Here is a 22,149-nt window from a genome sequence, read left to right as displayed (position 1 = left end):
ACAAAATCCGAAATTGATTAGTCGATACCAAATTCTAATCCAAGTGATATAATATTCCAACTTCCACCATCAAGACTTACCCCTCTATATCCAAGAACAATATCAATTAAATCGCTTACAGAATAGGCTGCTCTTGGAGCATAATAAAAGCCTCCATCGTTTCCGTCTGGTGCTAATCCAACTGCGTACCCAAGATCAGCTCCTAATGAAAAAGCATCAGACACATTAAAACGTGCAGCTGCAGCTATAGGGAGGAAAGTAGCATCTTCACCATCAATTGTGACAGTCCCTACCCCTGTATCAAGTTCATATTCCTTTCCAAAGTTATGTTGTACTCCTAAAGTTGGTCCGGCTGAAAAACTATCCGAAATTTCAAATAAATACCCCAAATCTACCGCAATGGCAAAAGTAGCAACATCTCCAGAATCCCCAACAGGAAGACCTCCAGAAACACCAGCGGTGAATTGAGCATTTGCTGTAAATCCTGTTACAGCAATAAATACTAATAATAATACTTTTTTCATGATTAAAATAGTTTGATTAATATGTAATAAAGCTATTAAATAATAACATACCATGCCTATAGGTCATTTGCCCTATTTTTCAACAAAGTTGTTAACATATTGATACCCAATAAAAAAAGGCAACAAATGATGTTGCCTCCTCTAAAATTTATAGTGTTTCTAAATTACAAGAACGAATATCCCGCAGATACGATAACTACACTGTTTTTTCCATCCCCTCCCTCAAAGACATCGGTAAGACCAAAATTATACCTTCCGTCCAAACGAATCCCAAAAGGCAAATCTACTCCTACTCCAATTACTCCAGTAAGGTCAAAACTTTTAGAATCCACATCTTCTTCAATATCTTGAAAAACAGACTTAACATTATCATCTACCACAAATCCAAACTGTGGTCCTCCGTGAATATGAATACTTTCTGTAAGGAAGTATTTCAAGACAACTGGAATGTTTACATAATTTAAATCAATTTCACCACCATCAAACTCAGCTCCCTGTTGAGAATATAATAAATCTCCTTGTATTCCTACTTTATCTCCTAATTTAGCCCCTGCAAAGGCTCCAAAAACAAAGCCAGTTTTGTTACTTAAACCAGTGGCGTCTGTAATATTAGAAAAGTTCATCCCAGCCTTAATACCAAGATCAAGGTCCTGTGCATAAAAGGTAGTCGAACTAAGAGTAATTGCTAATAAAATCAGTACTTTTTTCATATTATATATTTGTTTGTTTATTCTACGAAATTATAACGAAATTTGTAACTAGCACATTTTTTAATAAAAAAATAAGATTTAACGTGAAGTGGAGCCAAGCCCTTAAAGATTATCAAAACTACTTGCATATTGAAAGAGGGTTATCTCAAAATTCAATTTCTAGTTATCTTTTGGATATTAAAAAATTAATGAAATGGCTAGAGACCAATACTATAGAAGAAAGCCCTGAAAAGATAACCGATAAAACAATTCAAGAATTTATTTATCAAATAGCAAAAGAAGTGAATCCTCGATCGCAAGGTCGTATCATCTCTGGGCTACGTGGTTTTTTCAACTACCTAATTTTTGAAGAATACCGAAAAACCAACCCATTAGAACTTATTGAAAGCCCGAAAATTGGTAGAAAACTCCCCGACACCCTTTCAGAAAGTGAAATTGATGCTATTATTCAGCAAATAGATTTAAGTATGCCACAAGGGGAAAGAAATAGAGCGTTGCTGGAAACCCTTTATGGTTGTGGTTTGCGTGTTTCGGAAGCAACAAACCTTAAAATATCCGATTTATTTTTTGAAGAAGGTTTTATAAAAGTAACTGGTAAGGGTGATAAGGAGCGATTTGTTCCCATCGCGAATAACACGATAAAATACATTTCCATTTATTTGAAAGAAATACGTGTACACCAAAAAATAAATGAAAAAGCTAAGGACACCGTTTTTTTAAACCGAAGAGGAAATCCACTCACCCGTGCCATGGTATTTACTATTATTAAAGACTTAACCGAAAAAGCTGGAATACATAAAACAGTGAGTCCACATACCTTTCGACATTCCTTTGCTACCCACCTTTTGGAAAACGGTGCCGATTTACGCGCCATACAACAAATGCTAGGTCACGTAAGCATTACCACAACTGAAATTTACACACACATTGACAAGTCGCACTTAACCAAAGTAATGGAGCAATTTCATCCTAGAAAGTAAAGGTTAAAAAAAGGTTATTTAATGAATTACGCTTTACGACCTCTTTTCCTTTTTGTAGTTTTAAAGAAAAATATAAAACGTGAAAACATTACAATTTACCAATGGTGATACTATACCAGTTGTGGGCTTGGGAACATGGAAAGCAAAAGGAGACGAAGTAAAGCAAGCTTTAAAAACGGCTATTAAAATAGGCTACAGACATATTGATACGGCCGCCATTTACGGAAATGAGGTCGATATTGGCGAAGCATTAGCAGAAGTATTTGCCGAAGGAAATGTAACTAGAAAAGATTTATTTATCACCTCTAAACTTTGGAATGATGCACACCATCAAGAAAATGTCATTCCAGCTTTAAAAGATTCGTTGCAAAAACTGCAGCTAGAGTACCTTGACCTCTATCTTATCCACTGGCCAGTTGCCTTTAAAGCAGGAATCCCTATGCCCGAAAGTGCTTCAGATTTTGTACCGCTCTCTGAAGTTCCCATTAGTAAAACGTGGAATAAAATGGAAGAAGCAAAAGAAAAAGACTTGGTAAAGCATATTGGCGTTTCAAATTTTAGTGTCAAAAAGCTTTCAGATTTAATTGAAAAAGCGAAGGTAGCTCCTGAGGTTAATCAGGTAGAGCTTCATCCCCTATTACAACAAAAGGAATTACTTCAATTTTGCACTAAACACAACATCCTGTTAACGGCTTATTCTCCTTTAGGTTCTGGAGATCGTTCGGAACAAATGAAAGCGGCTAACGAGCCTAATTTGTTTACTATTCCAGAAATAACAAGTATTGCACAAAAACACAACATTCATCCTGCACAAGTATTAGTGAGTTGGCACGCCAATAGAGGAACTTCGGTAATTCCTAAATCGGTTACTCCCAAAAATATGGAAAGTAATTTAAAGGCAGGTGAAATTAAGCTAGATGAAACCGATATGAAACTGCTAGCAAGTTTGGATAAAAACTACCGGTTTATTACAGGTAAATTCTTCGAAATGCCTGAAAAAGGATATATTAATATATATGATGAATAAAAAAAGGCTCATATTTGAAGCCTTTTTACTTGTGTAACAATATTACACTATTTGGCAATATTGACCGCTCTAGTTTCCCGGATAACGGTAACTTTTACTTGACCTGGATAGGTCATATCTGTTTGAATCTTTTGAGAAATTTCGAAAGACAGTTGTGCTGCTTTATCATCACTTACCTTTTCACTCTCTACCATGACACGTAATTCTCTTCCTGCCTGAATAGCATAGGCCTTTTGTACGCCTCCAAATCCAAAGGCAATATCTTCTAAATCTTTTAAACGCTGAATGTAAGAATCCAATACTTGCCTTCTTGCTCCTGGGCGTGCCCCGCTAATGGCATCGCACACTTGAACAATAGGCGAAAGTAAATCGGTCATCTCAATTTCATCATGGTGAGCACCAATCGCATTACATACTTCAGGCTTTTCACCGTATTTCTCAGCCCATTGCATTCCAAGGATGGCGTGAGGCGTTTCTGTTTCAGCTTCCGGTACTTTTCCAATATCGTGAAGTAAACCAGCGCGCTTTGCCAATTTTGCATTCAGTCCTAATTCCGAAGCCATGACGCCACAAAGTCTCGCTACTTCACGAGAGTGATGCAATAGGTTTTGGCCGTAAGAAGACCGATACTTCATTCTTCCTACAGCTTTTATTAGTTCTGGATGTAATCCGTGTATCCCTAAATCGATAACGGTTCGCTTCCCAACTTCGATAATTTCTTCCTCAATTTGCTTGGTGGTCTTTTTAACCACTTCTTCAATTCTGGCAGGGTGAATACGACCGTCGGTTACCAATTTGTGCAATGAGAGTCGTGCAATCTCTCTTCGAACTGAGTCGAAGCAAGAAAGAATAATTGCTTCTGGGGTGTCATCAACAATAATTTCTACTCCGGTGGCTGCCTCAATGGCACGTATGTTTCTTCCTTCTCTACCAATGATACGCCCTTTCACATCGTCGCCTTCAAGATTAAAAACCGACACACAATTCTCTATGGCTTCTTCAGTTCCTATTCGTTGTATGGTATTAATAATGACTTTTTTTGCCTCTTGCTGAGCAGTCATTTTAGCCTCTTCCAGGGTGTTTTGTATGTAGGCCATTGCATTGGTCTTGGCCTCCCCTTTTAGGCTCTCTAATAGTTGATTTTTAGCATCTTCTGCTGATAGGCTTGAAATAACTTCAAGCTGTTCAATTTGACTTCGATGAAGTTTATCTAATTCGGATTCCTTCTTTTCAATATACTTTAGTTTTTCATCGAAAGCGTGTTTTTGAGACTCTAAATCCGAACTCAACTTTTTATTTTTTGCTAACTCGCTCGAAATTTGAGATTCTTTATCACGTATTCTCTTTTCGGCATCAGCTATTTTTTTATCACGGCTTAAAATAACTTTTTCGTGTTCAGACTTAAGCTCAATAAACTTCTCTTTGGCTTGAAGTATTTTTTCCTTTTTAATAGATTCTGCTTCAGTATTTGCTTCTTTAAGTATAGCGGCTGCGCTTTTCTTTGCAGATTTCATCATTTGTGAGGCTTGCTTTTTTTCAAGTATTTTTGAAATAACAAACCCTATTATCAATCCTGCAACTGCCGCAATTATTATTGTAATTATATTGTCCATTGTTGTTGATTTGGTGAAATAAAAAAGCCTACATTAATAATTGTGATTTTGTATAAACTCCTTAAAAACAAGTTTAGGGTTAACAAGCTGGTCAAGTATCCGCTCAAAGACGGCTCGCTTTTACAACTTCAACTCACCCTTTTTAAAGAATTCCTGTTGAGTTTACCAAAAAATAATACTAATGTAGGCAGTAACCTTATTATTATATTTTAAAGAACGTTATGCTAAATGATCTTGTAATAGTTTGTTTAAAGCTTCAAGCTTCTCCTCTATTTGTTCTTGATCATTTACTTTATCAATGTCTTTTTGTTCTACCTGAGCTGCAAACTGAAGAGCACACATTGCCAAAACATCTTGTTTGTCTCTTACGGCATAACTATTTTCAAAACGCTTAATCATCTCTTCTATTTTCTTAGTGGCCTTTCTAAGCCCCTCTTCTTGATTAGGGTTAATCGTTAATGGGTAAACCCTGTCTGCAATAGAAAGCTTTATTTTTAACGCGTTGGACATTGATTTTATTGTTATTCGGAAAGTTGAGCAATGCATTGATCTATTTCCCGAACTAAAGCATTTATTTTGAGTTTTGTATCTCGTTTGTATTGGTCGCTGCCAAGCATTGAGTTTGCTGTTTTTAAACTCTCAAACTTTTCTTTCCAATCATCAATTTGTTGTTTAGACTGACGTTGTTGTTCTTTTAAAATCTGAACTTCTTCTTCAAGTTTAAGCTTACTTTGCTTCAGTTTTTCAAAATTATGAAGCAACTTACTTATTCTATTTTCAAGAGAGTCAACAATATCTGAAAGTTGAGACATTCAATGAGCTTTATCAATACTTATTTCACAAAGTTAACATTCGGGTTTAAATAAGCCAACTCTTTTTCTGTATTTTTTTGTAATATTGATACGAAGTACAATAAAATCGAAAACTCCCCATTAATTCTTAGTGAAACAACCTCATAAAATGAAGCACTTTATCCTTTACATTTTCCTTTCTACGTGCTTGGTCCGTAGTCAAGAAAATATTCCAACAGATTATTTTAGCAATCCGTTAGAAATTACGATGATACTTTCTGGAAATTTTGGTGAGTTACGGAGCAATCATTTTCATAGTGGGCTCGACATTAAAACACAACAAAAAACGGGTTTTCCGGTCTATGCCCCTGCCGATGGCTATGTAAAACGCATTAAAGTATCACACTATGGCTATGGGAAAGCTTTGTATATCCAGCATCCTAATGGATACAATACAGTGTATGCTCACTTAGACAAATTTGATGGTGAAATTCAAAAATATGTAAAGAGAAATCAATACAATAAAGAAACTTTTGAAATTGAACTTTTTCCGGAAACATCTGTATTGCCTGTAAAAAAAGGCGATATTATTGGGTTTACGGGTAATAGCGGAAGCAGCGGCGGTCCACATTTACATTTTGAAATTAGAGATGCGGCTTCCCGCCCTATGAATCCTATGCTTTTTGGTATTGAAATTCCAGATACAAAAGAACCACTTATAAACAGTGTTTTTGCATACCCAATAAGCGAAGACGCACACGTAGATCAATCACAAAATCCTGTAAAACTTAGATTGAAAAGGCAAAAAGACGGTTCTTATGTCGCTGAAAATATTAAAGCCTTTGGAAAAATTGGCTTTGGAGTGTCTGCTTACGACCAACAGAATGGAGCTTCCAACAAAAATGGAGCCTACCAAATTAAAACAAAGTTTAACGGTGAAGAACGATTTACTGTCCTTTTTAATAAATTTTCATTTGATGAAACTCGCTATTTAAATAGATATATAGATTATAAATATTTTGAAACCAATAAGAGTCGTGTTCAAAAACTATTTAGACAATCTAATAATCCGCTTAGCGTCATTACACAAGAAGTTGATAATGGATATGTTCAGGTAGAGGACGGTTTTGCTTCGGTTTACACCATAGAGGTAAAAGATTTTAAAGAGAATTCGGTGTTAATTACCATTCCTATTGATGGAAAAAAGGATGAAATTCTCACCCCAAAAATAGTGGAAGAAACTTCAGATTATATTTATGCAAATCAGGCAACTTCCATAACAAAAGGAAAATTTAGCATCTATATTCCTTCCGAAAGTTTATATGAAGACACCTATCTTTATATAGAAACTAAGGGCGATACGCTAAACTTTCATGAAGACATTATTCCAATTCATAGAAATATTAGTATCACCGTTGATGCTTCAAACTATGAAGAGTCAGATTTAGACAAACTCTATATCGGGAGAATTAATTATAGAGGAACTCCGTATTATAATTCTACTTCTCGAAAAGGTTCAAAATTAACCGCAGGAATTCGGACCTTTGGTAAATATTGCCTCGCCATGGATACCATTCCCCCTATTATAGAACCTAAAAACTTTAAAGATGGACAATGGATTAGTAAACTTGATGAATTAAAAATTAAGATTGATGATAAAGAATCTGGAGTAAGTAGCTATCGTGCCACCATAAACGGAAAATTTATTTTAACAGAATATGATTATAAAAAAGACGTTCTTATATATGATTTTAATGACAATGTGATTGAAGAAACCGAAAACAATTTAAAACTTATCGTTGTGGATAATGTGGGAAATAGTACTACATTTGAAGCAACTTTTTTCAGAAAACAACTTTAATTTTTGCTTTTGAAGACGCTACAATTTACCCTACTGCTCCTTTTTACACTTTTAACAACTTTAGTTTCGGCACAAACAGCTACCATAAAAGGACTTGTTTTTGACGAAAACAATAAGCCTATCTCTGGTGTAAATGTTGTGGCTGGCGATAGCGGAACACTCACTACTTTTGAGGGCGCGTACATTCTTGAAATTCCTTCAAACCAAGATGTTACCATTGTATTTTCCTATATGGGATTTAAGGACGCAAGACTTACATTAAACTTAAAACCGAATGAAGATTTTGAGTTTAACCCTACTCTAAGCGTAAGTATTGAACAAATTGGGGTTGTTGAAATTGATATTAAAAAGAGAAAAAGAGTTGAAGGAATTACATCCCTTACTCCTGAAACTATAAGACGAATTCCAGGCGCTAATGCTGGAGTTGAAAATGTATTGCAATCGTTTGGAGGCGTTAATGCGAATAACGAATTAAGTACACAATACGCTGTGCGCGGTGGAAACTATGATGAAAACTTAGTGTATGTTAATGAAATTGAAGTCTATCGTCCTTTCCTCATCCGAAGTGGACAACAAGAAGGATTGAGCTTTGTGAATAGTGATTTAACTTCAAGTGTCGATTTTTCAGCGGGTGGATTTCAAGCAAAATTTGGCGATAAACTTTCATCCGTATTAGACATTACCTACCGTCGCCCCACAAGTTTTGAAGCTTCCCTAGATGCTAGCTTATTAGGCGCAAGTGTTTCGGTGGGTGGAAAATCCAAGTCAGGACGGTTAACTGGAATTGTCGGACTTCGATATAGAGACAATAGCCTTTTTGTTAATGCCAAAGAAACAGAAACTAATTTTAGACCCAAATTTGCAGATGCACAAACCTATTTAACGTATAAAGTAAGTAGCAAGTTTGAGTTGGGAATTTTAGGAAATGTTTCTATAAACGATTATCAATACGAACCTTTAACGCGTCAAACAAACTTTGGAACTCTTGCCGATCCTCGTGCGTTGTTGGTGTTTTATGAAGGTCAGGAAGAAGATAGATACAATACTTATTTTGGAGCTTTAAAAGGCACCTACGCCGTATCAGATAACTATACAGCTAAGTTTATTGGTTCTATTTATCAAACTACCGAAAAAGAATACTACGATATTCTTGCACAATATTTATTAGGTGAAGTAAATACCAATATTGGAGATGAAAATTTAGGCGAAGTTGAATTTGCTGAAGGCATTGGCGGACAACTAACTCACGCAAGAAACGACTTAGATGCACTCATTATGAATTTCCAACATAAGGGTATATATGATATAAAAGATAGCCGAATTGAATACGGAATAAAATATACTCGCGAAGATATTCGTGACCGTATTCAAGAATATGAAATTATAGATTCTGCTGGATTTTCTATTAGACCTCCTCTTGAGGACTATGCGAACGATCAGCCATATGAAGCATACGACTCCCCAATTGTACCCTACACTACTATTAGAGCACAAAATGATGTTCAAATTAGCAGAATTTCTGGTTTTGCACAATGGAGTAAAAGAACCACTTTAGGAAATAACGAGTTATACCTTAATGCTGGTGTTCGCGCACAAAACTGGAATGTGAGTGGCGAAGGTATTAAAAGTACAACGCAAACCGTATTTAGCCCAAGAGCTCAAATTACATTAAAGCCTGATTGGGATATGGATATGTTGTTTCGTCTTTCAGGAGGGTTTTATCATCAACCGCCCTTTTACCGTGAATTGCGAGACTCAACTGGAACTGTTAGACCAGGTGTAAAGGCACAACAATCTATTCATATCGTTTTCGGAAATGATTATAGTTTCGATTTATGGGAGCGTCCTTTTACATTAAATTCGGAAGTATATTACAAAAGCCTTACCGATGTAAATCCCTATACCCTTGAAAACGTACGAATTCGTTATAGAGCTAACAACAATGCCATTGCGTACGCCTATGGAGTAGATTTACGTTTAGCAGGTGAATTTGTACCTGGAACTGAGAGTTGGGTGAGTTTTGGATACCTTAAAACAGAAGAAAATATAGATGACCGTGGTTATATTTTTAGACCTACAGACCAGCGTTTAAAGTTTGGAGTTCTCTTTCAAGATTACGTGAAGATAATTCCCGATTTAAAAATGTATCTCAATATGGTTTATAACACCGGATTACCAGGAGGCTCCCCAAGTTATGCAGACCCTTATAACTTTCAAACCAGGTTAAACGATTACAAAAGAGCAGATTTAGGCGTATCCTATGTATTAATTCACGACAAGAAAAGAAAAGACAGTGGGATATTTAAGTCGTTTAAGGAATTAACTATTGGTGCAGAGATATTCAATATTTTTGATGTACAAAACTCTATTACAAACACCTTTGTAAGAGATGTATATACCAAAGTTCAGTATGCCATTCCGAATTATTTAACTCCTAGAGTTTTTAACGTGAGAATAACTTCGAGATTTTAATTTTCGACAAATTCTTTTAGCGTCTTGATAACATAATCAATTTCTGGCTTTGTGTTAAAACAAGAAAACGAAAATCGAATTGAAGGATTTTTTAGTTTGTAGGGAGAAAGTATTTGTTTAAGAACATGCGAACCTTCATCACTTCCACTCTGGCAAGCACTTCCTTGCGAACAAGCAATGCCTTTTAAATCCAATTGAAATACTAACAATTGAGCTTTATCTTCAGGGATAGGTAAATTCACACTTAATATAGAATAGGTGCTTTGTTCGGAGTCACCACTTAAACCATTAAAAGTAACGTTGTTAATGCTTTTTGTTAATTCAGTTTTAAAATATTCCTTTAAAGAGGCTATATATTGTTTTTCATCATCCAAATTTTGATATGCAATTTTCAATGCTTCTGTCATTCCAGCAATTGCATAAACTGCCTCTGTTCCTGCGCGAAGACCACGCTCCTGTCCACCACCCACAATAAGAGGTTTTAAGCCGGAATTCTTTCTTACAAAGGCAAAACCAACGCCTTTTGGCCCATGGAATTTATGCGCTGAAGCTGCTGCAAAATCTATAGGCACTTTTCCAAAATCGGTTTTAAAATGTCCAATAGATTGTACCATGTCACTATGCAACAATGCGCCATTTTCCTTTGAAATTGAAGCAATCTTCTCGATAGGTAAAAGCGTTCCTATCTCATTATTAACGTGCATTAAGCTAACAAGTGTTTTATTTTTACACTTTTTTAAAAGAGTTTCGAAATAATCAATATCGATACTACTATCTTCTTTATGATTTACGTATAAAACTTCAACCCCCTCTTTCTTCTGAAGGGATTCAACCGTATGTAGCACTGCGTGATGCTCTAATTTACTAGTAATAATTGTTTGAACTCCTAAATTCCTAACACAACTCTGTATGGCAAGATTATCGGCTTCGGTACCACCAGATGTGAATATAATTTCTGAAGCCTGGACATTAAATAGCTTCGCAATTTCTTTCCTACAATTTTCAAGTAACGATTTAGATGATCTACCGTATGTATGTGTAGATGAAGGATTTCCATATTCTGTTTTAAGAACATTCGTCATGGTGTGGATTACCTCATTTCGCAACTGGGAGGTTGCCGCGCTATCAAAATACACTTTCTTCATAAAACTCTATTAATCGTAAGATTCTGCAAAAATACATATTAATATCTCTTATTGGCGGACGCTTTACAGAAGAATTCCTTTATTTTGCATTACAAATAAAAAAAGTATGAAAAGACTTCTTGGTTTTTTTCTTCTAAGCATCCTATTCATTGGATGTAATGACGGAGATGTAATTGTTACTTCTTTCAGCTTTGAGGATACCAATCTTCAATTTTGCACTGGAAGTGACTCGTACCTATTTTTCAAGATTAATAACGCTGATACCGAATCTATTTCCTTGCTTTTTCAAGGTGACTCGGATATTTTTTTTACTTCAGATACCACTAGGGTAACCCTTGATGGAACTTCAAACTATATAAATTTCAGAATTTATAATGGCCAAGTTAGTTCTAGTTATTTCTGCAATGAAGTCCCGCCTACCACACCACAAGCTATTGATGAATATCTAGGCAACTCAGGAGTCGCCGAACTCGTAACTATTGCTAGTTATGATGATTTAGACGGAATCGATAGTGACGACGAAGGATTATTGGACACAGATGAAGACGGGATTTTAAATTACTTCGATTTTGATGACGATGGTGATAATGTTCCAACGCTTCTTGAGTTGGATACTGAAAATGCGGACGGCGACAACAATCCTTTAACAAATCCAAAAGATACTGATGGAGATTCAATTCCAGATTATTTGGACGATGATGATGATGGAGATGGAGTATTAACTAGATATGAAGATTCAGACTTGAATTTAGACCCAACTAATGACATAGATGATGTAACTGTTGGCCCAAATTTCTTGAATCCGAAAGTTTCTAATAGCTATATTTTAGACATCTACAGAGAACACTCATTCGATTTTTCTACTAATATTGTATTAAAAATTTACAATTTAGTTCTTACCAATGGAAAGGAGCAAATAACTTACGAAACTCTTATTTTGGGGAGTATAGAAGGAATACAAGCTGGGACCCTATTGACTACCCCTAACTTCTAAACCCCCATTATGGATTGAGGAATATAGACTTCAAGAGCACCTCGACCATATTTTTGATAATCAGCATCGTAACATTTTAGACCTTCATACCTCCCAATTAAAAACTCTAATTCTGCTCGTAGCACACCCTCTCCTATCCCATGAATAAAGACAATTCTTTGAATTTTTTTTCTAATGGCAAATTCTAATTTATGCTTTGCACCATCCATCTGAATATTTAGTATTTGATAGCTTGATAAACTTTTATGGTTATTTACTAATTGTTCTATATGTAAATCTACTTCCATAGGAGGCAAAGCTCCTTTTTTAGGCCGTAAAATTTCCTTTCTTTTGGATTTAGAATTTATTTCAGAATGGATTACATAATCAATTCCCTCAAGATATTTATCCTTAGGAATTCCTTGATCGACAACAATTTCATTTCGATTAAAGGTCATTTCAAAACCATCCTTAGTTTCAATAACAACAGATTGTCCATCTATCGCTTTAACTATTCCAGATATGTCTTCATCTAAAACAGAAATTCTCACTCCAACTTTTAGGCTTTTCATAGATAATATTATTCACTTTAACGAAAATTAGTTCAAATATCACTAAAAATGAGGAAATTACTTTCAATTATTCAAAAATATTGTTATTTTTACAACTTGAAATAGAAGGCTTTACCCCAAATAGACCCTTCATAAACATAATAAGTATGAAAAACCTACTACTATTATTGGCTGTTGCAACAATAGCTAATGTATCTTATGCTCAGTTGTACGTATCCCCCAACGCAACTACTTCAACAGACTCTTATGTCTATGTCAAAGACCAACTTTTATTTGTTGAACAGGACATTAACTTAGTTTTAAATACAAATAATCCTACGACTGTAGGAAGTATTTATTTACGAGAAGGATCTCAACTTTTACAAGGAAATTCAAATTCTACCAATAGTGGGACTGGTCATATCTCTGTTTTTCAAGAGAGTAATGCCGATTCATATGATTATAACTTTTGGTGTTCCCCAGTAGGAAGATTAACCGGTTCTGGTAATCAAAACTTTGGAGTTCGCCGTCTCTGGGATTCCTTAAATGTTACAGAATCTTTAAGGTCTGAAACCACGGGGAATTTTAATTCAGTTTCATCACCATTACGAATAGCCACTAGATGGCTTTATACCTTTAATCCTGTTAATCAAAGATGGGCCGCAACAGGCGCATCGGATCTTGTTCCAGCAGGATATGGATTTACAATGAAAGGTACAGATGTTACTGTACATTCAGATCCTTATAATGAGCCCCAAAACCAACGTTACGATTTCAGAGGACGACCTAACAACGGAAACATCACTATACCAGCGCAAACTGCTGCAATTCCATTTACTGATGGAACTAATTATTATTTTACTTTTACAGGGAATCCATACCCTTCTGTTTTAGATTTAAATTTATTCTTTAATGATTCTGACAATCAAGAGATTGATGCAATTCGTTTTTGGGATGAAGATAGATCTATTAACTCACATTTATATATTGATAATAAAGGTGGTTATGGTACCTGGATACCTGGACCCACGCCTTATGTAGATGGTGGAGTTTATACAGCGCCTAATTTTATGAATTATGATAGCCAAGGAAATCCAACTACAGATACTGGTGTAAATGGCGCTTCTTTTGAAAGACTTTATGCTCCTGTTGGACAGGGATTTATGGTTTCATCAAATTCTGGAATAGTTGATGCAAGTCCAAATCAACTTATTTTAAAGAATAGTCAGAGAGCAACTACTTTTATTAAAGAAGGTGCTGGAAATTTTTCTGAATTTAGAAATTCTGTTGAGGCAACCCCGCTTCTAAGACTTCACGCAATATTTGGAGATAACACGCACTTTAGAGATATGGTCTTAATGTTTCACAATTCTGCCACGTTCGATTTTGATCGTGGGCTAGATGCTACACATCCCAGTGATGGCGCTATAACAGAAGCATATTTTACCATTAACGGTGATGATCCAGCCAAGAAGAAAAATCTTGTTATCCAAACGGTTCCGTATAAAGGTGGAGATAATATGTTCATTCCTATCTCTTTTAAACTTAATCAACAAGAGAATGTTAAACTTATTTCTGCTGAAATAGTAAATCCACCATTTCAGAATGTTTATTTATATGATAAACTTAATGGCACTTATTTGCCAATTTATCCAGATGAATCGGCAAATGAAAATCCTGAAACAGCATCTATATTGCTAGATGCTGGAACATATGAAGGACGATTCTTCATAACATTTAAAGATAAACAAATTATCTCTGATGAAGATGATGAAGATGTTCCAATTATTAGTGAAAGAGGTATTACTCAATCTGTTGATTTCTTCCAAAACAATCCTGCAAAGCAATTAGAAGTTTCTAATCCTGATGGATATGATATCAAAACACTTAACATTTTTGATATGGGTGGAAAGTTGGTATACTCGGAAAGTAATGTAGGAAATAGTTCTAAACTTACATTCCCAACAGCGAATTTAAGTGATGCCGTATATCTAGTTAGATTATCAACTACAGACAATCAAACTATTGTTTATAAAATAAATGTAATTAATAAATAAGATTTTTAAGACATGGAAGAGTATATGCTCCCCTGTCTTAATAAAAAACTATTCGGAATTGAATGTTTAGGCTGTGGCATACAACGTGCCACGGCCTTTCTTTTTAAAGGAGAATTCCTCTTAGCATTTAAGGCCTATCCAGCAATATATACCCTTATTCTTCTTGTACTTTTTCTAATTTCGACATTTTTTATTGAATATAAATATGGAAAGTTTATTAAAGTATTCCTTATTTCCATAAACATCTTGATAATAATAGTGAGCTATTTTATAAAAATGTATACTACATATCACGTATAAATTTAACAGAAACTCTTGTAGCTTAGAGATTTTTGCTTAAATTTAAAGGATAATAACTAACTAATCATATCATTATGGAACAACAAAAATTACCTAATGCAACGCTTATATTAGTGTTTGGTATTATTTCTATTGTAACTTGCTGTTGCTATGGAGTACTCGGTTTAATTTTTGGTATCATTGCAATTGTAATGGCTAAAAAAGCGACTCAAACCTACTTAGAAAATCCAGAACAATATAGTGGTTATCAAAATGTAAAAACAGGGAAAATACTAGCGTATATTGGTATTGCCCTTAATGTTATTTATTTAATATATACCGTTTGGTTATTTGCTACTCTTGGTTCAGATGGAATTATGAATATGCAACAAGAAATGCTTGAGAAGTACGGAATGTAATTTTTTAAACTAAATACAAAAAAAAAGCGACCTTAATAGGGTCGCTTTTTTTTTGTAAACAACAGGCATTAGCCTTTATTTTTCAAACTCTTTTAATGTTTTAACAATAATTGAAACACAATCCAAAAGTTGATCTTCTGTCATTACCAAGGGCGGTGCAAATCGGATAATATTCCCGTGGGTTGGTTTTGCTAATAATCCGTTATCTCTTAAACGAAGACAGATATTCCAAGCCGTATCACTTTCTTCAGTATCATTGATAACAATAGCATTAAGAAGTCCTTTACCTCTTACCAGTTTTGCAATGCTGCTATTTTCTATATATTCATTTAACTTCTTTCTAAATAATTCACCCAAGACATAAGCTTTCTCGGCCAGTTTTTCTTCCTGCACGACCTCTAAGGCAGCCATCGCAACAGCCGCCGCAATGGGATTTCCCCCAAAAGTAGATCCGTGTGAACCCGGTGTAATGACATTCATAATAGCGTCGTTTGCTAAAACGGCTGATACTGGGTAGGCTCCCCCACTTAATGCCTTTCCTAAAATTAAAATATCAGGTTTCACCTCTGGAGTACCACTGCAATTTTTATTTTCGCAACTACAATTACCACAAGTAGCTAATAATCTCCCTGTTCGAGCAATTCCCGTCTGTACTTCATCCGCAATAAACAAGACGTTATATTTTTCGCAAAGAGCCTTAGCAGCTTTTAAATAGCCCTCAGAAGGTACATACACTCCTGCTTCACCTTGAATGGGCTCCACCAAAAATCCAGCAACGTTCTTATTCGATTCTAGAGCAGCTTCAAGTGCTTTTAAATTATCATATTCAATTTTAATAAACCCTTGTGTATAAGGTCCAAAATTCTTTCTTGCCACAGGATCGTTAGAAAATGAAATAATGGTAGTGGTTCTTCCGTGAAAGTTATTTTCACATACAATGATTTGTGCATCGTTTTCAGAAATTCCTTTTACTTGATAAGCCCAACGACGACAAATCTTTAAAGCTGTCTCAACAGCCTCGGCTCCTGTATTCATAGGTAATAACTTATCAAAACCAAAGTATTCTGTGGCATACTTTTCATATTTCCCCAGCATATCATTATAAAACGCACGTGAAGTTAATGTAAGCTTTTGCGCTTGACTCGTCATTGCATTTACAATTTTAGGATGACAATGACCTTGGTTTACGGCAGAATACGCCGAAAGGAAATCGTAATACTTTTTTCCTTCAACATCCCAAACATACACACCTTCTCCCCTAGATAAAACCACAGGAAGCGGATGGTAATTGTGAGCACCGTACTTGTTTTCTAAATCGATTGCTTTTTGCGACGAAGTTTTTTCTAAAACTGCCATAACATAAATTTTTAAGAGTAATAAATAAAAAATTCCTGCTATACCTTTATTTTTTCGAAGACTCGAAAATTCAGCGGAGGAGAGAAATCATCCTTGGGCGCAAATTACTAAATTTTATGTACATTTTTTATAGAAAGACATTACTTTTGCGCCTATGGCTAGACGAAATAAACGGAAAGTTTTTAAAGACATAGAAGTGATTGATGCTGGGGCAAAAGGAAAGGCCGTGGCTAAGGCTCCAGACGGGAAAGTTATCTTTATAAATAATGCTGTACCTGGCGATATTGCTACGGTACAAACCACAAAACAGCGAAGTGGTTATTATGAAGGAACCGCAATTGAATTTTCAAAATATTCTGAAAAAAGAACAACACCCGTTTGCGATCATTTTGGTACCTGTGGAGGATGCAAATGGCAACAAATGGCGTATGAACATCAGTTATTCTTCAAACAAAAAGAAGTTGAAAATAATCTTAAGCGCTTAGGTAAAATAGAACTTCCAGAGGTTACTCCCATTCTTGGCTCCAAAAATGAATATTTGTATCGCAATAAAATGGAGTTTTCCTTTAGCGACAGTAAATGGCTTACCAAAGATCAAATTGAAAGCGATAAAGTTATTGAAAACCGAAATGCTTTAGGGTTCCATATTCCAGGAATGTGGGACAAAATTTTAAACATTTCGACATGTCATTTACAAGCAGATCCAAGTAACGATATCCGAAATTTTATTAAAAAGAAGGCTGAAGAATTAAAACTTCCTTTTTTTAACACCCGAAATCAAGAAGGCCTATTGCGTACTTTAATGATACGAAATACTTCCATAGGAGAAGTGATGGTATTGCTTCAGTTTTATTATGAAGACAAAGAAAAAAGGGAGTTACTTTTAACTGCTATTTCTAAAGAATTTCCTGAAATAACATCGCTTTTATATGTTGTTAATTCAAAAGCAAACGATACTATTTACGACCAGGAGGTTATTTGTTTCAGCGGAAGAGATCACATTTTTGAAGAGATGGAAGGTTTAAAATTTAAGATCAATGCTAAATCTTTTTATCAAACCAATAGTGATCAAGCCCATGAATTGTATAAAGTAACAAGAGATTTTGCAAATTTAAAAGGTGACGAATTGGTGTATGATTTATATACTGGAGCGGGAACCATTGCGCAGTTTGTTGCTAAAAAAGCAAAGTATGTTGTTGGCATTGAAGCAGTACCAGAAGCCATTGAGGCTGCCAGGGAGAATGCAAAACTAAATGGAATTGAAAATGTAAGCTTTCATGTGGGTGATATGAAAAAGGTGTTTAACATTGCTTTTATTTCAGAACACGGAAAACCCGATGTGGTTATTACCGATCCTCCTCGTGACGGAATGCATAAAGATGTGGTGGAGCAACTTATCCGGCTTTCACCCAATAAGATTGTTTATGTAAGCTGTAATAGTGCTACACAGGCTCGAGATTTAAGTTTAATGAATGCTTTTTATAAAGTGACAAAGGTGCAACCAGTAGATATGTTTCCGCAGACACATCACGTAGAAAATGTTGTACTTTTGGAAAAACGAAATTCTTAATGGCCCTTAGATTATTTTCAGCTTTATTTTTATTGGCACTCTTTATGGGTTGTACCCGAGATGATATTTGTCCTGAGGATACTGCTACCACTCCCCTTTTATACATTGAATTTAGAGACATCACAGATAGAGAATCGACCAAAGCTGTACAAGATTTGGTTATTTATGTAAATAATGCAGACAGTACTTTAGTCACCGCTTCTGCCATTAATGATACGGAAGTTTTAATTCCATTGGATACCGAATTAAATCTATCTTCATTCCTTTTTGAATATAATAGCACTAGTGAAGAAGATCATAACTTTGATGCAATTTCCTTTAATTATTCAAGAGAAGAAGTTTATATAAACAGAGCTTGCGGATTTAAAGTAATTTACAATGATTTATTTGTGGATTTGGAAGAAGAACCTTTAAACGGTAATTGGATTCTGGATACTGAAATTTTAAAAACAACTGTTGACAATGAAAACGAAGTACATATTACTATTTTCCATTAGTATGCTTTGTGCTTCATTTTCTATGACAGCACAAGAAACTTCTGAAACGACTACGGACACAACAAAAGTAGCTACACAAAAATATGGTTTACGTGTTGGCGGTGATCTTTCAAAATTAGCCAGAACAGCTTTTGAGGATGGTTATTCTGGTTTTGAAATTGTGGGGGATTTACGTTTTTCAGAAAAGTTTTATGCTGCTGCAGAAATTGGAACTGAAACGCGAGACTGGGATGAAGATAGTTTAAAAGCAACTATTTCTGGTAGTTACATAAAATTAGGCGCCGATTACAATGCGTATAATAATTGGATAGGAATGAACAACGCCATCACTGCTGGATTGCGTTATGGATTTGCGACTTTTTCTGAAGAATTAACAGCTTATCCTGTCTACACTACAGACATTACGTTTCCAACTGAAATTCGAACAGATCCCATTGAATTTTCAGGATTAAATGCCAGTTGGATTGAATTTATATTGGGAGTAAAAACCGAAATTTTCACTAACCTTTATCTCGGCATTAATGTGCAAGTAAAACGAATGATAAGCGAAAAAACGCCAGACAACTTTGATAATCTTATCGTTCCAGGATTTAATCGAACGTATGACTTTAGCAAGTTTGGTGTGGGATATGGATACAGTTTGTCGTATTTAATTCCAATTTTTAAGAAATAACTTATTGTTTACTTGCCTTTTTACTGCCTGAATACATTTCGTATTTCACTAATTTTGCTTCCAACTTTCCGTTAAATAATTTAATTTTTTGTGAAGGTCGTAATCCCACACATTTTAGTGCATCCATATTAGAAGTAATCATCCAGGCTTGTGAACCTGGATAGCCATGCTTTAAGGTGTTTCCAATATTCCCATAGAATTCTTCGATATTTTTTACAGAAAGGCGTTCGTCATAGGGAGGATTAAAAACTAAATGTAGGTATTTATCATGTTCTTTTTTGCTTTCAAAGAAGTTCTGTTCTTTGATTTCTATAAAATCTTGCAGGTTCGCATTCTTTACATTCTCTTTTGCTTTCTTTATGGATATTGGATCTATTTCATACCCAACAATTTTAAAATGAAAATCTTTAATTTTTTTCAAAGAAGCACTTTCTATAATTTCGTATAGATCTTCATCAAAATCGGGCCACGTTTCAAAACCAAACTCATCTCTATTTAAATTTGCAGGGATATTACAGGCTATCATGGCTGCTTCAGTAAGGAACGTTCCACTACCACACATAGGATCTAAGAAATCACATTGCCCTCTCCAACCAGAAAGCATCAAAATTCCTGCAGCTAAGACTTCATTTATTGGCGCCAATGCAGAACTTACTTTATATCCTCTTTTATGTAATGATTCGCCAGAACTGTCTAATGAGATAGTACAAATATTTCTGTCGATGTGAATATTGATTCGTAGGGTAGGATGATCTAAATCTACATCGGGACGCACCCCTTCCCTATCTCTAAAACGGTCTACAATAGCATCTTTGGTTTTTAAAGCGATATATTGAGAATGGGTGAAAACTTCAGAAAAAACAGTAGCATTAACAGCCAGCGAGCCATCACTTGTCATATAATTTTCCCAAGGGATGTCATATACTTTTTTATAGATGTCGTCTTCCGTAAATACATTAAAATAATCGATGGGTTTCAATATTTTAATGGCAGTTCTACAACATAGGTTGGCTTTGTACATAAACCCTGTGTCCCCTTCAAATGAAACATTTCGGATCCCTTTTTCTATAGATGAAGCTCCAAGTTCTTGAAGTTCTTTTGCTAATAAATCTTCCAGGCCGTAAAGGGTCTTGGCAATCATTTTAAAATTATTTTCCATGTATTGTGTTCAAACTCTTTGCAAAAATAGCCTATTTTAGCAAGGCATTACCAAATTTAACCCATGGTTTATTTACTTCCATTTTTAGCAATAGGTGCTGGATATATTATTGCGTTACTAATTTCTAGCAAGAAAGTATTGATTCATCAATATTTACTTTCATTTAGTGGTGCTTTTCTACTATCCATTACGTTATTTGAATTACTCCCTGAAGTTTTTGAAAGTCCTTCAAAAAGTATTGGAGTACTTATTATGATAGGTATTCTGCTTCAAATTATTCTTGATTTTATCACCAAAGGAGCAGAACATGGACACGTTCATTTACATGGTGACCATAAAGATTTTCCGTGGTTATTGTTTTTAGGATTATCGATACACTCTATTATTGAAGGGTTTCCCATCACTGAAAATGCTGATGTTTTATGGGGAGTTGTCATTCATAAAATACCTATAGCGGTGATTCTTACCATCTATTTTATAGCTGCTGAATACTCAAAAAAAACAACGGTATTTTTTTTACTATTGTTTGCATGTATGACCCCACTAGGAAGCTTTTTCAAAAATAATATCTCAGTACTTTCAGATTATTCTACAGAAATAAATGCGATTGCTATTGGTATCTTTTTACACGTATCCACCACCATTTTATTTGAAAGCAGCAAAGACCACAAGTTTAATTTAATGAAGTTAACTACTATTTTTATAGGTGTGATACTCGCTTACCTACTTTAAATGACATCGAGAAATATAAAAAAGAAATGAAACACACTTCCCGCTAGGACAAATACGTGCCAGATAGCGTGATTATAAGGAATTCTTTCAAAGGCATAAAAAATAGTCCCAAGAGTATAAAATAAACCTCCCAGTCCTAATAATGTAATTCCTAAAGCCGATTGAACTTCCCAAAGGTTTTTAAAATCGAATATAATTAACCACCCCATAGCTAGATATAGTAAAAGGGAAAGTTTATCATATTTACCTGTGAAGAAAATTTTTAAAATGGTTCCTGCAATAGCAATTCCCCAAACCGTCCAAAAAATGGTCCAACCATTTTCATTCACTAAAGAAATAAGTGCAACAGGAGTATAGGTTCCCGCAATTAAAAAATAGATCCCTATATGATCCAGTTTTCTGAAAAAAAATTTCCATTTTTCACTAGAAACTGAATGGTAAAGCGTGGAAGCTGAATACAGAAATACAAGCGTAGCTGAATATAGAACTATACTCAACGTATCTAATGCATTGCCATTATTAAAAATTAATAACAATATTAGCGCCACAAAAGATAATAGTATACCTATACCATGGGTAACCACATTCCAAAATTCTTCCTTTTTGCTATACATATTGTAGGTAACTAATTTTCAACAAAAATAGTATAAAAAAACCCCTCCAATATTTTGGAGGGGTTTTTAAAAGAAGGCGGCGACCTACTTTTCCACATAGATGCAGTATCATCGGCGCAATCGGGCTTAACTTCCCTGTTCGGAAT

22 protein-coding genes and 1 other RNA gene are annotated in these 22,149 nt (G+C 35.0%); 12 read left to right on the top strand and 11 right to left on the bottom strand.

The features are described 5' to 3' along the window. Positions 1-17 precede the first annotated feature (17 nt). Both KXJ69_RS12690 and KXJ69_RS12685 read right to left on the bottom strand, forming a co-directional pair. Positions 18-524 (bottom strand): outer membrane beta-barrel protein, encoded by a 507-nt coding sequence (locus KXJ69_RS12690; RefSeq protein WP_219053495.1) that lies wholly within the window; start codon positions 522-524, stop codon positions 18-20. Positions 525-688: 164 nt separating this feature from the next. Beyond that, a complete protein-coding gene (locus KXJ69_RS12685) occupies positions 689-1,234 on the bottom strand; it encodes a porin family protein (RefSeq protein ID WP_219053494.1) in 546 nt (181 codons plus the stop codon). An 83-nt stretch (positions 1,235-1,317) separates the two neighbouring features. On the opposite strand from KXJ69_RS12685, the gene xerD reads away from it, so the two are divergent. Further along, positions 1,318-2,214, top strand: a complete 897-nt coding sequence (xerD, locus tag KXJ69_RS12680) for a site-specific tyrosine recombinase XerD (protein ID WP_219053493.1) — start codon at positions 1,318-1,320, stop codon at positions 2,212-2,214. 79 nt (positions 2,215-2,293) lie between these two features. Further along, positions 2,294-3,241, top strand: coding sequence for an aldo/keto reductase (locus KXJ69_RS12675; RefSeq protein ID WP_219053492.1), 948 nt, complete (start codon positions 2,294-2,296; stop codon positions 3,239-3,241). A gap of 47 nt (positions 3,242-3,288) precedes the next feature. On the opposite strand, the gene rny is transcribed toward KXJ69_RS12675, so the two are convergent. The 4 genes from rny to KXJ69_RS12655 form a co-directional block, all read right to left on the bottom strand. Beyond that, positions 3,289-4,854, bottom strand: coding sequence for a ribonuclease Y (gene rny, locus KXJ69_RS12670; protein ID WP_219053491.1), 1,566 nt, complete (start codon positions 4,852-4,854; stop codon positions 3,289-3,291). A gap of 54 nt (positions 4,855-4,908) precedes the next feature. Further along, positions 4,909-5,016: non-coding RNA, 6S RNA (gene ssrS / locus KXJ69_RS12665), on the bottom strand. A 57-nt stretch (positions 5,017-5,073) separates the two neighbouring features. Further along, the gene (locus KXJ69_RS12660; RefSeq protein WP_219053490.1) at positions 5,074-5,364 is read right to left on the bottom strand and encodes a cell division protein ZapA; all 291 of its coding nucleotides are present in this window, start codon (positions 5,362-5,364) and stop codon (positions 5,074-5,076) included. Between the two features lie 11 nt (positions 5,365-5,375). Further along, complete coding sequence (locus KXJ69_RS12655) at positions 5,376-5,666, bottom strand: coiled-coil domain-containing protein (RefSeq protein WP_219053489.1); 291 nt, start codon at positions 5,664-5,666, stop codon at positions 5,376-5,378. 148 nt (positions 5,667-5,814) lie between these two features. Between KXJ69_RS12655 and KXJ69_RS12650 the strand changes: the two genes are divergently transcribed. Both KXJ69_RS12650 and KXJ69_RS12645 read left to right on the top strand, forming a co-directional pair. Continuing rightward, the gene (locus KXJ69_RS12650) at positions 5,815-7,506 is read left to right on the top strand and encodes a M23 family metallopeptidase (RefSeq protein ID WP_219053488.1); all 1,692 of its coding nucleotides are present in this window, start codon (positions 5,815-5,817) and stop codon (positions 7,504-7,506) included. 9 nt (positions 7,507-7,515) lie between these two features. Further along, positions 7,516-9,978, top strand: coding sequence for a TonB-dependent receptor (locus KXJ69_RS12645; RefSeq protein WP_219053487.1), 2,463 nt, complete (start codon positions 7,516-7,518; stop codon positions 9,976-9,978). On the opposite strand, the gene KXJ69_RS12640 is transcribed toward KXJ69_RS12645, so the two are convergent. Then, positions 9,975-11,123, bottom strand: a complete 1,149-nt coding sequence (locus tag KXJ69_RS12640) for a cysteine desulfurase family protein (RefSeq protein ID WP_219053486.1) — start codon at positions 11,121-11,123, stop codon at positions 9,975-9,977. The genes KXJ69_RS12645 and KXJ69_RS12640 overlap by 4 nt on opposite strands. Positions 11,124-11,229: 106 nt before the next feature. Here KXJ69_RS12640 and KXJ69_RS12635 point away from each other — a divergent pair, with 106 nt between their 5' ends. Next, positions 11,230-12,117: a hypothetical protein gene (locus KXJ69_RS12635; RefSeq protein ID WP_219053485.1), complete on the top strand. Its 888-nt coding sequence runs from the start codon at positions 11,230-11,232 to the stop codon at positions 12,115-12,117. On the opposite strand, the gene KXJ69_RS12630 is transcribed toward KXJ69_RS12635, so the two are convergent. Continuing rightward, complete coding sequence (locus KXJ69_RS12630) at positions 12,114-12,668, bottom strand: DUF8465 domain-containing protein (protein ID WP_219053484.1); 555 nt, start codon at positions 12,666-12,668, stop codon at positions 12,114-12,116. The genes KXJ69_RS12635 and KXJ69_RS12630 overlap by 4 nt on opposite strands. Before the next feature lie 146 nt (positions 12,669-12,814). Here KXJ69_RS12630 and KXJ69_RS12625 point away from each other — a divergent pair, with 146 nt between their 5' ends. The 3 genes from KXJ69_RS12625 (at position 12,815) to KXJ69_RS12615 (ending at position 15,402) form a co-directional block, all read left to right on the top strand. Beyond that, a complete protein-coding gene (locus KXJ69_RS12625; protein WP_219053483.1) occupies positions 12,815-14,704 on the top strand; it encodes a DUF8693 domain-containing protein in 1,890 nt (629 codons plus the stop codon). Between the two features lie 12 nt (positions 14,705-14,716). After that, positions 14,717-15,004 carry a DUF2752 domain-containing protein gene (locus KXJ69_RS12620; protein ID WP_219053482.1) on the top strand — a complete coding sequence of 96 codons (288 nt, stop codon included), beginning with the start codon at positions 14,717-14,719 and terminating at the stop codon, positions 15,002-15,004. Positions 15,005-15,078: 74 nt separating this feature from the next. Further along, positions 15,079-15,402 carry a CCC motif membrane protein gene (locus tag KXJ69_RS12615; RefSeq protein ID WP_219053481.1) on the top strand — a complete coding sequence of 108 codons (324 nt, stop codon included), beginning with the start codon at positions 15,079-15,081 and terminating at the stop codon, positions 15,400-15,402. 75 nt (positions 15,403-15,477) lie between these two features. Here the strand turns inward: KXJ69_RS12615 and rocD are convergent, their stop codons facing one another. Next, positions 15,478-16,758, bottom strand: coding sequence for an ornithine--oxo-acid transaminase (rocD, locus tag KXJ69_RS12610; RefSeq protein WP_219053480.1), 1,281 nt, complete (start codon positions 16,756-16,758; stop codon positions 15,478-15,480). A 154-nt stretch (positions 16,759-16,912) separates the two neighbouring features. Between rocD and rlmD the strand changes: the two genes are divergently transcribed. Genes rlmD through KXJ69_RS12595 form a run of 3 tightly spaced genes read left to right on the top strand, consistent with a single transcriptional unit; the run spans position 16,913 to position 19,498 of the window. Further along, positions 16,913-18,328 (top strand): 23S rRNA (uracil(1939)-C(5))-methyltransferase RlmD, encoded by a 1,416-nt coding sequence (rlmD, locus tag KXJ69_RS12605; RefSeq protein ID WP_219053479.1) that lies wholly within the window; start codon positions 16,913-16,915, stop codon positions 18,326-18,328. Then, positions 18,328-18,825 (top strand): DUF6452 family protein, encoded by a 498-nt coding sequence (locus KXJ69_RS12600; protein ID WP_219053478.1) that lies wholly within the window; start codon positions 18,328-18,330, stop codon positions 18,823-18,825. The genes rlmD and KXJ69_RS12600 overlap by 1 nt, the downstream gene beginning before the upstream one ends. Beyond that, positions 18,791-19,498, top strand: coding sequence for a DUF6048 family protein (locus tag KXJ69_RS12595; protein ID WP_219053477.1), 708 nt, complete (start codon positions 18,791-18,793; stop codon positions 19,496-19,498). Before KXJ69_RS12600 ends, KXJ69_RS12595 begins: the two co-directional genes overlap by 35 nt. Position 19,499: 1 nt before the next feature. Here the strand turns inward: KXJ69_RS12595 and KXJ69_RS12590 are convergent, their stop codons facing one another. After that, the gene (locus KXJ69_RS12590; protein WP_219053476.1) at positions 19,500-20,657 is read right to left on the bottom strand and encodes a THUMP domain-containing class I SAM-dependent RNA methyltransferase; all 1,158 of its coding nucleotides are present in this window, start codon (positions 20,655-20,657) and stop codon (positions 19,500-19,502) included. Positions 20,658-20,720: 63 nt separating this feature from the next. Here KXJ69_RS12590 and KXJ69_RS12585 point away from each other — a divergent pair, with 63 nt between their 5' ends. After that, on the top strand, positions 20,721-21,389 hold the full coding sequence (locus KXJ69_RS12585) for a ZIP family metal transporter (protein WP_219053475.1): 669 nt from the start codon (positions 20,721-20,723) through the stop codon (positions 21,387-21,389). Here the strand turns inward: KXJ69_RS12585 and trhA are convergent. Beyond that, positions 21,386-22,003, bottom strand: coding sequence for a PAQR family membrane homeostasis protein TrhA (gene trhA / locus KXJ69_RS12580; RefSeq protein WP_219053474.1), 618 nt, complete (start codon positions 22,001-22,003; stop codon positions 21,386-21,388). The two genes, KXJ69_RS12585 and trhA, sit on opposite strands and share 4 nt — an antisense overlap. Positions 22,004-22,149: the final 146 nt, after the last annotated feature.

This window comes from Halomarinibacterium sedimenti (genome assembly GCF_019312585.1).
Lineage (GTDB): Bacteria > Bacteroidota > Bacteroidia > Flavobacteriales > Flavobacteriaceae > Halomarinibacterium > Halomarinibacterium sedimenti.
Note: the sequence above shows the minus strand (reverse complement) of the source record. Positions and strands in the feature narration are given on the sequence as shown.